The organism is Bacillus sp. JST-5, assembly GCF_057747715.1.
The window spans coordinates 1-14357 of record NZ_JBYLHW010000065.1; the positions used below are offsets into that span (position 1 = coordinate 1).

Below are 14357 nucleotides of genomic sequence, written 5' to 3' on the forward strand. Positions count from 1 at the left end.
ATGGAGATCCGACAACTCCTCCTATGTTTGCATGTGAAAAATGTGGGGGTGAAATGTATCCTGAGTATTATAAAGGGATACATGGCATAGAGTACAAATTATCGGATATTCTCTAACCATGAAAAGGACCGGGCTATGCCCGGTTTTTCTTAAATTAAATCAAATCAGTTTTTCGTACATTATGTATGAAAGGAGCTCTTAATATGCTTGGTATCTCTATATATTTAAATGAGCCATTATCCGACGAACAAATAAACTATATTCATACAATGAACAAACTTGGATGCAAAGGTATTTTTACGTCCCTTCATATTCCGGAAGACGATCCAAGTCACTACGCCAATCGCTTAAGAGAACTTGCATCATTGGCGAAATCCAATAATATGGAACTTTTTGCGGATATTTCTCCAAAATCTCTTTCCTATTTAGGATTCACGTGGGATAACGCAGAAAAATTAACAGAGTGGGGTTTGACAGGCTTACGCGTAGATTATGGACTCTCTGATGAACAAATAGCAAATCTCTCCAGAAAAATGAAAATTGCATTAAATGCAAGTACAATTACGGAAGAAAATATTCAAAACTTAAAAAAGTTTAATTTCATCCCATCATCTGTAGAGGCTTGGCATAATTATTATCCGCGCCCTGAAACTGGTTTAGATACAGAAGAATTTTATCAAAAAAATGAGTGGCTAAAATCTGAAGGATTAACTGTGATGGCCTTTATACCTGGAGATGGAAAAAGAAGAGGTCCACTATTTGAAGGGTTGCCTACGCTAGAAGAGCATCGTACATTATCAACGTTTGCTGCGTATCTTGATTTTTACCACCATCCATTGGTCGATAAAATATTCATTGGCGACCCATCCATAAGCGAATTAACAGCTAAACAATTCGAATATTATAAAGATGAAACGGTTTATATTAGAGCTTATCGCTTCACAGACGACCAAGAATTAATCGATCGATTAAAAAATGTTCAGACGAATCGTCAAGATGCAGCGAGGGATGTTATTCGATCCGCTGAATCACGATTATATGGATTAATAGGGGATTTTCCTGTGAATCCATTTAACACCGTTGATCGTCCTATTGGCTCGATAACTGTTGACAATTGCCTTTATGGGAGATACCAAGGAGAAATACAAATTACAAAGCGCTCACTGAAAGCGAATCAAAAGGTAAACGTGATTGGCCAAGTTATTCAAGAAGATATTCCTCTCTTAAAATACATTAAAGGAGGAACAAAGTTCATTATAGATTGGATTTAATGACTTAAATTATTAGCATCTAAAGTATAAAATTTTACTCTTTTTTAAATAAGGAGAGATAAAAATGCATCTTAAGGACATTATTAACGATAATAACCGTTTATTTATGGAAGATCGGATTCCAGAAGAATATAAAACAGACTATTTTTATCATACGGTCGCAGATATGCATGCAGTTGCATTGCCAATAAATACTGACGAAGTAATCGGATTAGTGAAGTATTCCGTTCAAAAGGATATTCCTATTGTTGTAAGGGGTGCAGGAACTGGAGTCACAGGTGCTCAAGTTCCATTTGTTGGGGGAGAATTAGTTATCGATATGAAACTAATGAATCGAATTCTTGATTTAGATGAGGAGACGATGACTTTAACTGTTGAGCCCGGTGTTCTATTGCAAGATATTCAAGAATTAGTGGAACAAAGAGGCTATTTTTACCCACCAGATCCGGGATCTAAACATTCCACCATTGGGGGGAATGTTGCAACAAACGCTGGAGGAATGCGTGCCGTTAAATACGGGACGACAAGAGATTATGTTCGAGAGCTTGAAGTCGTTTTACCGGACGGAAATTTAGTAACATTAGGAAGTTTAAATATTAAAAACAGTTCTGGGTATGATCTGAAAAACCTATTTATCGGATCTGAAGGTACATTAGGCATTACGACAAAGATTAAATTAAAACTACTCTCACTTCCAAAATATAAACAATCTATCCTGTTAGCATTCGATTCCCTGCAAGAAGCATCGAACGCAGTAATAACCATCTTAAAGAATGGTATTGAACCGACGGCATTGGAGTTGTTTGAAAAAGGTACTATTGAATATAGCGAGCGTTATTTAAATATGAAATTGCAATCTCAGTTAGGAAAAGCCTATATTTTAATGACGATTGACGGAAATAATAAGGACGTATTAAATCATCAAATCATTACAGTTAATCACTTGTTGTCAAATAAGTCTCGTGAAATTATCGTTTTAGGAAACGACGAAGAAGAAAAAAAAGCTTGGAAGTTAAGAGATAATATTTTAGTAGCTTTAATGCAGTTTACACAGTATGAAATGTTGGATGAGGTTGTACCAATCAATAAGATAGCAGAATTAATTAATTATACGAAAGAACTTCAAGATAAGCATGGAATAGAAGTTATTAATTTCGGACACGCAGGTGATGGAAATATTCATACTGTGTTAATGAAAGGAAATCTTTCAGAAGACGACTGGCAAATGAAAAGAAAAGCTTATTTAGATGATTTATATCAAAAAGTTGGGGAATTAGGTGGTTTACCATCTGCCGAACACGGGATTGGATTATTAAAGAAACCATATTTAGAAAAAATGAAAAACCCTGTTGAGTTAAACCTTATGAAAACGATAAAAAATGCTATAGATCCTCAAAATCGTTTAAATCCAGGAAAAATCTTTTAATTTGTGAATAAAAAAATCATTATTTTCCATTGAAGGAAGATAATGATTTTTTTATTAGAAAAAGTGGTTGGGCAGGGCTGTTTTTTTGAATCTATGATTTGTAAGAAGTGAATATTTTTGAAAAAATGATAAAAAGCTTGTAACTCGATTGATATTATGGTGCAAGTTGAATGTACGAGAGTGAATTTTGTTGGTCAAGTGACGAAAAGTCTGACACCTAAATATCAATTAACTTAAAAACCTCAATATTTGTAGAAGAACATGTTTTAAATGGTTTTATAGAATTAAGTTTTTGTTTCTTAAAAAGGTTAATAAAAGTGCCCCAATTAGGGACACTTTAAACCATTTTTTCTTTAGCAGCTTTTTTCCTCCACATGAATGTGATGACTAAAGTAATCAATAAAAGGACAAATCCTAATATGAATGGATAAATGATATCCACATCATAGAGTACTCCTGCTGCTGTAGGACCAATTATATTTCCAATACTCATATATGCATTGTTCATTCCCATCGCAAATCCTTGTTCATTTCCAGCAAGTTTAGAAATTAACGTATTTAATACTGGACGTAAAATTGATGTAGATAAGAAAATGATTAATGACACGATAAAGAATAACAAGTAACTATTGGCTATTAATGAAAATAGGAATCCAAATGCACAAACAGTAATAAACACGATTAAAACAATTCTTTCTCCCAACTTATTCACTAATCGATCAACGATAAACAACTGAGCAATAACACTGACAACCCCAGTTGCCGTTACCATTACGGCTATTTCTTTTGCCGTCGAATGGAAAACGTCGTCTAAATAAAGGCCAATTACAGATTCGTAGGCAACAAGACCGAAGCTCATGACAAGCGTGATAATAAGTGGAACAAAGTAAGGCATCTTTGTAGATCGAATAATTTTCTGGATCATAGATTCATGATCTGCATGGTTTACTGGCATGTTTGGTGAATGATATTCTGTCTTTGTTTCTTTTAACATACCGATGGAGAAAAAGACTGCCACTAACGAAACTAATGCCGACACGAGAAATGGAAATTTTAGTCCATAATCTGCCAGAAAACCTCCAATACCCGGACCTACTACTATACCTAAAGACATAGCCGCAGATACATAACTATTTCCTTTTGCTCTTTGTTCAAATGTTGTAATATCAGCGATATATGCAAAAATTGCTGGTATAAGAAATGCTGCCCCAACACCACCGACTAATCGGGAAAAATACAACAACCATATGGAATCAAAAGCGTAGAAAATAAACATGGAGAGTGTTAATCCGGCTAAACCGAGGATAATCATTATTCTTCTTCCATATTGATCCGTCCATTTCCCTGCAATCGGAGAAAATAAAAATTGGGCACCTGCAAAAATGGCAATCATTAAACCAGCAGCTGTCCCACCTTGGTTGATTGACTCTAAATATGCCGGCAAAATCGGAATAACAATACCGAAACTACCTATGGCAATAAACATATTTATCATTAATACAGTGATTTTTTTCTTTTGATCACTTGTCATACATAACACCTCCTTTGAAATGAAACAAAGCTATTTTATAGGAAAGATTTCATCGTGTAAAGAAATAATATATGAAAAATTCAATCTCAAATAGATGCTTTTTAAAAAATATATCGTTTATAATAGTACAGGACTAAATTTATCTAACATCTAGAAAGTGGTGTTTTACATGAATCGTTGGTTTTCATCATTGACGATGTTTTCATCCGTTCAATGGCTTTTTTTTATTTTCGCGAATACTGTTTTAGTTCCTATTGCTGTAGGAAATGCATTCCAATTACCACCGGAAACAATTGCCATGATGCTTCGAACATCTCTTATTTTGACCGGTATGGCTTGTATGATTCAAGGATGGCTGGGACATAAATTTCCTATTATGGAAGGCCCATCAGGACTTATATGGGGGTTAATATTAAACTTAGGTTTATCGGCACATTCTTTAGGAATGAGTCCTTTTGAAATTGGAGGAGGGATTGCTACCGGTCTTTTATTAGCATGTCTAGTATCCATTCTTCTAGTTGTTTTTAATGGAGTAAAAATTTTAAAGTGGATTTTTCAACCGATGGTAAAGAGTGTATATTTATTTCTATTAACCTTTCAGTTAATATTTATTTTCTTTGAAGGAATGTTTAAATTAAATGATGATGGATCCATTCACATTCCAATAAGCTTATATTCTGTTGCAATTGTTATATTTGTTACGTTATTAACCATGAAAGGGAATCGTTTTATTAGTAATTTTTCTATTTTGATTGGGATTGTTGTTGGTTGGATTGGTTATGAGTTGATTTTTCCACAAGAAGTAGGATTATCATTAAAATCGATGGAGATAGAATGGACGTTATTTCCGTTAGGAGAACCAAATTTTCAAATAGGTATAATTGTTGTTTCTTTTATAGCAGGAATATTAAATTTAAGTAATTCAATTGTTTCAATTCAAACAGCAGCATCATTATATAAACAGCAAGCAAATGATAAACAAATTGGTAGGTCTATCTATATAACTTCTATTATGACTATAATTGGAACAATGTTTGGTCAAGTGGCATTTACACCATTTACTTCTACAATCGGCTTTTTACAAAGTACTAAAATATATAACCGGGAACCTTTTATACTAGGAGGTGGGTTATTAACGGCTATTGGAGTGATTCCTTTTATTGCCACATTTTTAACCCAAATGCCTTTTACTGTTGGAAATGCTGTTCTATTAGTGGCTTACATGCAATTATTCGGAACAGCTATGAATAGTTTGAAAGGCGAAGTGTTTAATTCAAACACAATTTTTCGAATAGCATTACCGATCCTATTTGGAGTATCCTTAATGAAGGTTCCACCTTCAATATTTAGCAATCTACCTGTGATGATACAACCTCTTATTTCTAACGGACTTATAATGGGAATGCTGTTGTCCATACTGTTAGAGAAATTAGTGAAATGGGATTCATTGAAATAACTCAAATGCCTGTCCTTATATTTTGGACAGGCATTTTTACTTGCAATATGACAATATTTATTCATAAATTAATGATAGAGAGGATGGAGAGTTTTGATAATGACTAAAGAATATTTGTAAAACATATATAATTTGGATGTAGCAATAACTTTTTAAGTAGAAAGTTCAATTCTATGAATATTGGAGGTTGATAGAATGGGACTTTTACCAAGAGGTGTAACTATTATCCATTTTGATGATTGTTATTATAATCAGAAACTATTAATGGAAGTTCCGCATGATGATATTGATTTACGGAAGTTTAAACATGTACATATGTTTTGTGATGATTCGTCTTTAAATGAAATTAGATTGAAATTAAAACATAGAAATAATCGGGGAATTACTTTTATTGGAAGTGGCAATTACCACTACGTGAGCTATTTACTACTGGAAGAAATAAACGAACCTTTTTCTCTCATTTTATTTGACCATCATCACGATTTAGGGATTTTTCATGAGTATCCAATTGATTTAATTTCATGTGGATCATGGGTTTTACACTCTTTAAACGATTTTCAAAATCTGAAACAAGTTCTAATCCTTGGTGTAGGTGATGGGCTAAATGATCAAAATTACCTTCATAAAACCAAATTAATTACTTCTACGAACCTTCCTTACTACTCTACTAATCATCTACTCTCTTTAATTCCAACAGAAAATGTTTATGTAAGTATCGACAAAGATGTTTTATCCGTTAAAGATGCAGAAACGAACTGGGATCATGGAAATATGAAAATAGAAGATTTACAAAAAATTTTAGTCGAATTATTCCAACATAAAACTATTTTGGGAATCGATATTTGTGGTGAATATTGCCCTAAAGTAGATGAAATTTTTACAAGGAGATTTCATTCAATTGTGAGAAAAAATGAAAAAGCAAACATTACTATTTTGAATACTTTCCTTCCTGTAAAGGAAATCGTTTTATAAGAAAATGTGCTTTGTAATCTCAATTACAGAATAGGGTTAATAAAGGACAGCGTCTAAAAATTCTTTTGTCCGAGTTTCTTTTGGGTGGGAAAATATATCTTTTGGTTTGCCTTCTTCAAGAATACTTCCATCGTGTAGAAAAATAACTCGGTCTGCTACTTCTTTAGCAAAACCCATTTCATGAGTGACAATAACCATAGTCATTCCTTCTTTGGCTAGTTGTTTCATTGTAGAAAGTACTTCACCTACTAGTTCAGGATCTAAGGCAGATGTTGGTTCGTCAAATAACATAATATCAGGTTTCATGGCTAAAGCTCTTGCAATTGCAACTCTTTGTTTTTGTCCACCTGAAAGTTTGCTCGGATAAACATTTGCTTTGTCTAACAACCCAACTTTCTTTAAAAGTATTTCTGCCTCTTGTATCGCTAAATCCTTTTTTATCTTTTTTACATAAATAGGAGCTTCTATAATATTTTCAATAACTGTTTTATGCGGAAATAAATGAAAATGTTGAAAAACCATCCCTACTTTCGTTCGAATTTTGTTTAAATCATGTGTATATGGCTCTATTTTTTCTCCTTCTAAAAATATTTCTCCGCTATCTTTCATCTCAAGGAAATTTAAACATCGAAGTAACGTGCTTTTTCCTGAACCACTAGCGCCAATTAGACAAACAACTTCTTTGTTTTTAACAGTAAAATCTATATCTTTAAGAACATGCAATGGACCAAAAAATTTATTTAATTTTTTAACTTCAATTATATTTTGGTTGTTCAAGCATTTTTCCTCCCATCATTCACTTGCCTCTAAACGTTTCTCTAACAATCGAACCACTAAGGTAAATATGAATACGAGGATTAAATAATAAATAGAGACTATTAACAAATAAGTCATATAATCATAGTGATTCGATCCATACGTTGTAGCAACATTGAACAATTCATACATTCCTATGAAGGCTGCTAGTGAAGAGTCTTTTAATGCAATTATGAATTGATTACCTAAAGGTGGAATTGCTCGTTTAAACGCTTGGGGTAATATAATTCTTCTCATGGTTAAACTTGCAGTCATTCCAAGAGAGCGTCCTGCTTCCATTTGCCCTTTCTCAATTGACTGAATTGCACCGCGAAAAATTTCAGCAATATAAGCTCCGTTATGAACGGCTAAGCCAAGGACGACCGCAGCAAACATTGGCATATTAATGGAAGTTAAACCGTAATAAAAAATAAAAATTTGAGCAATAAGTGGTGTGCCTCTTATGAGAAAAATATATAAATCTGCAATCCAAGTGAGAGGTTTAATATTTGATATTTTAAAAAAAGCAAATAATAAACCAATAAAAATTGCGATGAAAATGGATACAACGGTTAACTCAATAGTTAAAAGCATACCTTGAAAAAATGCATCAAAGGAATCTATAAATTTCTCAAAAAAATTCAAATTAGTACCCCCTTTTGTAAGGATACGGAAACTATATGAAAATTCATAAGCTAATTTGGTTTTACAGTAATATCTTCACCAAAATATTTCTCACTGATTTTCTTCAATGTTCCGTTCTTCCGTAATCTTTCTAATGCTTCATTAATTTTTTCTAGTAATTTTTCATTTCCTTTTGCCACAGCAATGGCTTGTTCGCTCGGTTCAATAAATTGTTTCCCAACGATTTCCATACCCGAGGCAATTCCTTCTTTACCAGTAATAAAGTCTGTAACAACAGCATCATGTTTTCCTTTGCTTAGTGCTTCCAAAGCTGTGACATCACTATCAAGTAAAACAATATTGTCCGTAACACCTTCTAAAATACTTGCATATGTTGAACCTTTTGAAACGGCAACTTCTTTCCCTTTTAAATCTTCTAATGTTTCAATTGATGAATTAATTCGTGTGAAAATTTGAGCCCCAGAGTAGTAATATGGAGTAGAAAAATTGACTTCTTTTAATCGGTCTTCTGTAATTGTATGGCTAGCAACTGCTATATCAAATCTTCCAGACTTTACTCCCTCTACAATACTTGCAAATTTCTGTTTTTTCTGTACAGGTTCTAAGCCTAATTCTTTTGCCACTGCCTCTCCAACTTCGATATCAAACCCAACCATTTTGCCGTCTTTATCCATATAGCTAAAAGGTTTAAATTCACCGGAGGCAGCGAAAATCAATTTACCTTCTTCAACAAGTTGATAGCCTTCTTCAGTTGTAACTTTTCCCTTACATGCTGTCAGGAAGAACATCATTACAATAGTCCAAAAAATTACTCCCCGATTTTTCAAACGATACCCTCCTAGAACATTAAAGTAATATTTAGAAAAAAACATAAGGTTATGCACTCTTGTTATGACAAGCATATGCATTATTCTATGAAAATATGAAATAAACAAATATCTGATAATAAATACAAAATTTGTTAATAGATAAAATTAATTAAATTTTCAACAAATTACAAATAAACTTTTTTATAATAGTAGTGGAAATAAAAAACAGGGGTGATTCCATGGAGAAACAAGTATTTCATGCCATACAAGATGATTATCCAGATGAGTTTGCTTGGTGCTATGGTTGTGGACGTTTAAATCAGGAGGGGCATCATTTTCGTACAGGATGGGATGGAGACCAAACGGTGACTATTTATGAACCAAAGAAAGAACATTTGGCAATACCTGGTTTCGTATATGGAGGGTTAATTGCGTCATTTATCGATTGTCATGGAACAGGATCTGCTTCTCTAGCTTTACATCGAAAAAATGGATACGAACCTGGAAGTGGTGTGGAACCACCTAGATTTGTCACTGCCTCTTTACATGTTGACTTTTTAAAACCAACTCCACACGGGGTTCCATTAAAAGCAATAGGTAAAGTAGAGGAAATCCATCCGAAAAAATGGAAAGTATACACAGAAGTATTTGCCAATGACACTCTTGTTGTAAAAGGGGAAGTTGTGGCTGTAGTAATGCCGGATACATTTAAAAAATAAAGAAACGCCTGTCGAATGGACAGGCGTTATTTTAATAATTTAAAATTCTTTGGATAAATTGTTTAGTTCGTTCTTGTTTTGGATTTTTTAAAATTTCTTCAGGGGGACCTTGTTCAACAATTACCCCGTTATCCATAAAGATAATTTCATCCGAAACTTGTTCAGCAAATTTTAATTCATGCGTTACGATGACCATTGTCCATCCTTCACTAGCTAAATCTTTAATAACTTTTAAAACTTCTCCAACTAATTCTGGATCAAGAGCGGATGTTGGTTCATCAAATAACATGAGAGAAGGTTGAATGGCAAGAGCTCTTGCAATCCCTACTCTTTGTTGTTGTCCACCAGATAACTGGTGTGGGTATAAATCCATTTTATCTTCTAAACCGACTTTTTTAAGTAAACTTTTAGCTAGTTCCAATACTTCATGTTTATCTCTTTTTTGAACAACTAAAGGACCTTCTGTTACATTTTCTAATGCTGTTTTATGAGGAAATAAATTGTATGATTGAAATACCATTCCTGATTTTTTTCTCAATTGAGTAATTTCTTTTTTCTTGATCGGTTGACTAAAATCAATGGTAAGTCCATCATCAAAAGTGTATAGTCCAGAGTCAGGAATTTCTAGAGCGTTTAAACAACGAAGCAAAGTTGTTTTCCCAGATCCAGAGGGGCCTATAATCGTTAAAATATTTCCTTTATCAATGTTTAAATCAATCGATTTTAGCACTTTTAATTCCCCGAATGATTTAGATAATCCTTTTATTGATAGTAACATTTAATCCCCTCCTTATCGTGCAACATAACGCTCTAATCTTTTCTCTATCATCCCTTGGAAAAGAGATAAAACAAAACAAATGACCCAATAAATGAGTGCAGCTTCTACATATAACAACATAAAGTCGTATGTTCTTGCTGCAATTTCTTGAGCTTTTCGGAATAATTCGGTTACTAAAATTAACGATGCTAAAGATGTATCTTTTACTAGACTGATAAATGTATTTGATAGTGGTGGTATTGATACTCTTGCAGCCTGTGGCAAGATAATACGTCGAAGTGTTTGACGATGATTCATACCGATTGTGATAGCTGCTTCCCACTGTCCTTTTGGAATCGATAAAATAGATGCCCTAATGATCTCTGATGCATAGGCACCTACATTGATAGAGAAAGCGATAATGGCACTTGGAAACGGATCTATGATGATCCCTATACTTCCTAGTCCGTAAAATATGATAAAAAGCTGTACTAGTAAAGGAGTACCTCTAATCGCAGATACATACATTTTTGCTGTGTAAGATAAAATTTTATAATTAGACAATCTCATAATAGCTGTTATTAAAGCAATGACAAGACCTAAAATAAATGAAATGATAGCAAGGGGAATCGTATAGCTGATTGCCCCTTGAATCATTGGCCATAATGAATCTTTAAAAAGTTCCCAACCTTCGGCATTAGCGGGAATAGCATTAGTAAGTAAAAGATTATTTAGATACATCTTCACCAAACCACTTTTCTGAAATTTTTGCCAATGTACCGTCGTCAATCATAGCTTGTAATTGCTCATTAATGGCATCTACTAACTCTTTATTTCCTTTTCTAAATGCAAAGGCACTTTCTGCTACATCATCGGATTTTACGGCAATTTTTATATCTGCATCTGGTTTTTGTTTTAAAAATTCTAGAACGGCTAAGCTATCATTAATTGTTAAATCTACTCTTCCTTGCTTTAGTAATTCAACAGCTTGAGCCAAACCTTCTACCCCGACAATTTCAGCACCATATTCTCTTGCCATATCCCCATAATTACTTGTTAACGATTGTGCTGAACGCTTTCCTTTTATATCTTCAAAAGATTGAATATCATTATTGTTTTTAGGTACAACGACAACCGCTGATGATTTTGTATATGGAATAGAAAAATCATAGTTTTCTAAGCGATCTGGACGAATCCCAACTTGATTGGCAATTAAATCAAATCGTTTACTATTTAATCCTTCGAACATGGAGTCCCATTGTGTTTCTTTAAAATCAACTTTTAGACCTAAACGTTTAGCAACTTCCGTAATCACTTCTACGTCAAAACCTGTTAGTTGATCGTTTTCGTCATGAAAGGTAAAAGGAGGATATGTACCTTCAGTTCCTACAGTTAAAACACCTTTTTCTTTTATTTCTTCATAAAGGTTTCCCTTTGTTGTTTCTTTATTATCATCACTTTTACCACACGCTGCTAAAATTAATATAAGTGTAAATAGCAATATGGATAATTTTTTTATCATTTCTGACAACCCCCATTAGATTAGTAGGATTTAAACACAAATGTGATTATACTCTGTTCATTTCAATTTGTAAACGAATTTCCCTTTATTCTGTATTTTTGTAGAATGATAAAAAAATATGTACGAAAATATTTATTTTCTCCCAAATAAAAAGAGAATGTGAAAATGTATCACATTCTCTTTTTACCCAATATTATTTCAAGACGTGTCGGATTACTAAATTTGTTAAGTTTGGTACGATATGAAAGGAATATTCCTTTTCCACTCGCTCGTATTTTTTATGACCGTCAAATCCATAAGGACCGATATTAATGACAGGAACATTTATATCACGAATATCTTGAAAGTTGATAGAATATTTCTTTCCCCATCCAGGGCTATTTTTAACAACAGCACTAATACCTTCGTCATCATCACTTATGGCAATAAAACTCATATCAGAAATAAAAGGGAAAAAGTTTTTAGTGACGATTGGATGCTTGTAATGTGGTTGAATATTTTCAACAGCATGATTTAATGCATCTAATAATATCTTTTCCTTGTCATTTTTCCCCGTTAATTCTACTCTCGGTGAATAAATGGAAGAATAAAATAAAATCATCGCTGGGCTTTTGTCAGACATCCATTTCCAAGCCTCTTCCACTACTTTTGCTGAATACATTCTTATATCTAGGCTTTCGTCCAAAAGCAGGTTTTCTTTAAAATTTTCCATATGTTTTATATAACTATTGCCATGTTCTTTTTCAAGCATTTCATTCATTTCTTCAAAGGTATAGACTCTCGGTTTCCATGGATGAGGATGATAAGGATGATCCGTTATTTGACAAAACTTTTTATATCGTTCATCATATTCTCGTAACGCTCGTTCAAATGCAATGTAGGCTTGTTCTTTTAACAAGGTTAATACGTCCTTTGGTGACCAGGAATGAATAAAAAAATTATAATAGACAAAAGAAGATAGAGCTGTTTGTACATCGTAGGCTGGTTTTAAATCTGTCTGCTTTAAAGAAACAGGAGGAAGTGTCGTTTCTCCATATGCCTCATTACATAAATCGGGATTATAATTGATTTGTTTCGTTAATTCCGCTGCTAAGAAGTTGGGATCGAATCCATCAAAGGCAGCTCCTACATGTGCTTCCACACCTGTAATAAAAAATGAAGGAAGTAATTTTCCAACAGTTCCTTTATAAATATATCGGTTTTCATCCCCTTCAAATCTTGGGGCAACAAAATCGGAATTAATGGCTGCAACATAATCAAATTGATGTTCTGTACGTAACGCCTTCAATACTTTTAAAGAAGATAAAATGCCATGGGAACTATCTTCCTCGTCACATTCAATGACTACTACTAAATTCCCTTCAAGTTCATCAGGATGTTCTGCATAGTATTTAAGTATATAAAGATTACTAGCAACACCACTTTTCATATCTAAAGCACCGCGTCCAAATAAATAATCTCCGGAAAGTAAGTGCTTTTTGACCGTTGGAGGAAGATCTTCATTTTTTAACGCTTCCATTAATTTGTCTGTATCGGTTGCAATTTCTTTTAAATGGTTATAATCATCAATTCCAACGGTATCCAGATGTCCTAAAAGGATAACGGTTTTATTACTTTTTTTCTTTGTTCCTTTTACAAATGAGATGACATTATACCGTTCCTTATCATCATGGATCGTTTGTTGCTTAAGGACAAAATTAGGATGTTCGTGAAAGTAAGGAAAAGAAGAGATCAATGAATAAATTGCTTGGCTAATTTCTCTTTCTCCTTGTGTATTAACAATACTTTGAATTTGAACAAGTTGTTTCGTTAATAATAATACTTCTTCCCGACAATTTAGCATGTATAATCCTCCTATGATTGATGCAATTATTTATATCGATTCTTAAACATTTTAATAACCCAATATCCAAGGAAAAAGGAGATTAGATAAATGACAATGTAAATGAGTGCGGAACTGTTTAACCAAACAAGCAGGATAAAAATATATACGAGTAATGACAATCCGACGTTTAAATAGACATTTGCATTAATGAATGCGGTTACAATTCCTTGTAAGAAGAAAAGTGAAGGATAGTACAAGATTAATGAATTAATGATAAGACCTTTTCTAAATGTTTCGTCAAAAATGTTTGAAAAGGAGAGGAAAGCTAAAATAATCATAATAATAGCAGGTAAATAGGTCGTTAGTTTGATAAGTAAATTTTTCTTTTTCATTCACATCAACTCCAATCATTTATAATTATTATTATATCTAGCCAGAAAGGAATTTGATAGAACAAAAACAGATAAGAAAAATGATAAAAATTTCATTTGTTTAAATGAAGTCATTTTCTTTTCCTTTTTATAAGTAAAGCAGTATGATAAAGGAAAGATTGGTAATGTAAAAAGTTCTATGAAACAACAAAAAAATAAAATTTTAAACTTTAGATAGGCAAAAAACGACCGCCATCG

Annotated in this window: 14 protein-coding genes; 5 read left to right on the top strand and 9 right to left on the bottom strand. The window is 33.1% G+C overall.

Features of this window, described 5'->3' with window-relative positions; genetic code table 11:
• Positions 1 to 203: 203 nt before the first annotated feature.
• Positions 204 to 1271 carry a DUF871 domain-containing protein gene (locus AC3ASS_RS11555; RefSeq protein WP_488283685.1) on the top strand — a complete coding sequence of 356 codons (1068 nt, stop codon included), beginning with the start codon at positions 204 to 206 and terminating at the stop codon, positions 1269 to 1271.
• A 64-nt stretch (positions 1272 to 1335) separates the two neighbouring features.
• Positions 1336 to 2697, top strand: a complete 1362-nt coding sequence (locus AC3ASS_RS11560; protein ID WP_488283686.1) for an FAD-binding oxidoreductase — start codon at positions 1336 to 1338, stop codon at positions 2695 to 2697.
• Positions 2698 to 3034: 337 nt separating this feature from the next.
• Here AC3ASS_RS11560 and AC3ASS_RS11565 read toward each other — a convergent pair whose 3' ends face one another.
• Positions 3035 to 4228 (bottom strand): MFS transporter, encoded by a 1194-nt coding sequence (locus AC3ASS_RS11565; protein ID WP_488283687.1) that lies wholly within the window; start codon positions 4226 to 4228, stop codon positions 3035 to 3037.
• Positions 4229 to 4397: 169 nt separating this feature from the next.
• Between AC3ASS_RS11565 and AC3ASS_RS11570 the strand changes: the two genes are divergently transcribed.
• A complete protein-coding gene (locus AC3ASS_RS11570; protein WP_488283688.1) occupies positions 4398 to 5684 on the top strand; it encodes a uracil/xanthine transporter in 1287 nt (428 codons plus the stop codon).
• A 195-nt stretch (positions 5685 to 5879) separates the two neighbouring features.
• The gene (locus AC3ASS_RS11575; RefSeq protein WP_488283689.1) at positions 5880 to 6656 is read left to right on the top strand and encodes an arginase family protein; all 777 of its coding nucleotides are present in this window, start codon (positions 5880 to 5882) and stop codon (positions 6654 to 6656) included.
• 36 nt (positions 6657 to 6692) lie between these two features.
• Here the strand turns inward: AC3ASS_RS11575 and AC3ASS_RS11580 are convergent, their stop codons facing one another.
• The 3 genes from AC3ASS_RS11580 to AC3ASS_RS11590 are packed head-to-tail and all read right to left on the bottom strand — an operon-like array spanning position 6693 to position 8887.
• A complete protein-coding gene (locus AC3ASS_RS11580; protein ID WP_488283696.1) occupies positions 6693 to 7418 on the bottom strand; it encodes an amino acid ABC transporter ATP-binding protein in 726 nt (241 codons plus the stop codon).
• A gap of 30 nt (positions 7419 to 7448) precedes the next feature.
• Positions 7449 to 8096, bottom strand: a complete 648-nt coding sequence (locus tag AC3ASS_RS11585; protein ID WP_488283690.1) for an amino acid ABC transporter permease — start codon at positions 8094 to 8096, stop codon at positions 7449 to 7451.
• A 50-nt stretch (positions 8097 to 8146) separates the two neighbouring features.
• On the bottom strand, positions 8147 to 8887 hold the full coding sequence (locus AC3ASS_RS11590) for a transporter substrate-binding domain-containing protein (protein ID WP_488283697.1): 741 nt from the start codon (positions 8885 to 8887) through the stop codon (positions 8147 to 8149).
• A gap of 257 nt (positions 8888 to 9144) precedes the next feature.
• Here AC3ASS_RS11590 and AC3ASS_RS11595 point away from each other — a divergent pair, with 257 nt between their 5' ends.
• Entirely contained in the window at positions 9145 to 9624 is a 480-nt protein-coding gene (locus AC3ASS_RS11595; protein WP_488283691.1) for a PaaI family thioesterase, read from the top strand.
• A gap of 31 nt (positions 9625 to 9655) precedes the next feature.
• Here the strand turns inward: AC3ASS_RS11595 and AC3ASS_RS11600 are convergent, their stop codons facing one another.
• From AC3ASS_RS11600 to AC3ASS_RS11620, 5 genes are all read right to left on the bottom strand, one after another.
• Positions 9656 to 10402, bottom strand: a complete 747-nt coding sequence (locus AC3ASS_RS11600) for an amino acid ABC transporter ATP-binding protein (protein WP_488283692.1) — start codon at positions 10400 to 10402, stop codon at positions 9656 to 9658.
• Positions 10403 to 10414: 12 nt separating this feature from the next.
• Positions 10415 to 11122 (bottom strand): amino acid ABC transporter permease, encoded by a 708-nt coding sequence (locus AC3ASS_RS11605; RefSeq protein ID WP_488283693.1) that lies wholly within the window; start codon positions 11120 to 11122, stop codon positions 10415 to 10417.
• On the bottom strand, positions 11109 to 11900 hold the full coding sequence (locus AC3ASS_RS11610; protein WP_488283698.1) for an amino acid ABC transporter substrate-binding protein: 792 nt from the start codon (positions 11898 to 11900) through the stop codon (positions 11109 to 11111). Before AC3ASS_RS11610 ends, AC3ASS_RS11605 begins: the two co-directional genes overlap by 14 nt.
• A gap of 196 nt (positions 11901 to 12096) precedes the next feature.
• The gene (locus AC3ASS_RS11615) at positions 12097 to 13746 is read right to left on the bottom strand and encodes a M20/M25/M40 family metallo-hydrolase (RefSeq protein ID WP_488283694.1); all 1650 of its coding nucleotides are present in this window, start codon (positions 13744 to 13746) and stop codon (positions 12097 to 12099) included.
• Positions 13747 to 13772: 26 nt separating this feature from the next.
• Positions 13773 to 14120 (bottom strand): hypothetical protein, encoded by a 348-nt coding sequence (locus tag AC3ASS_RS11620; RefSeq protein ID WP_488283695.1) that lies wholly within the window; start codon positions 14118 to 14120, stop codon positions 13773 to 13775.
• Positions 14121 to 14357 lie beyond the last annotated feature (237 nt).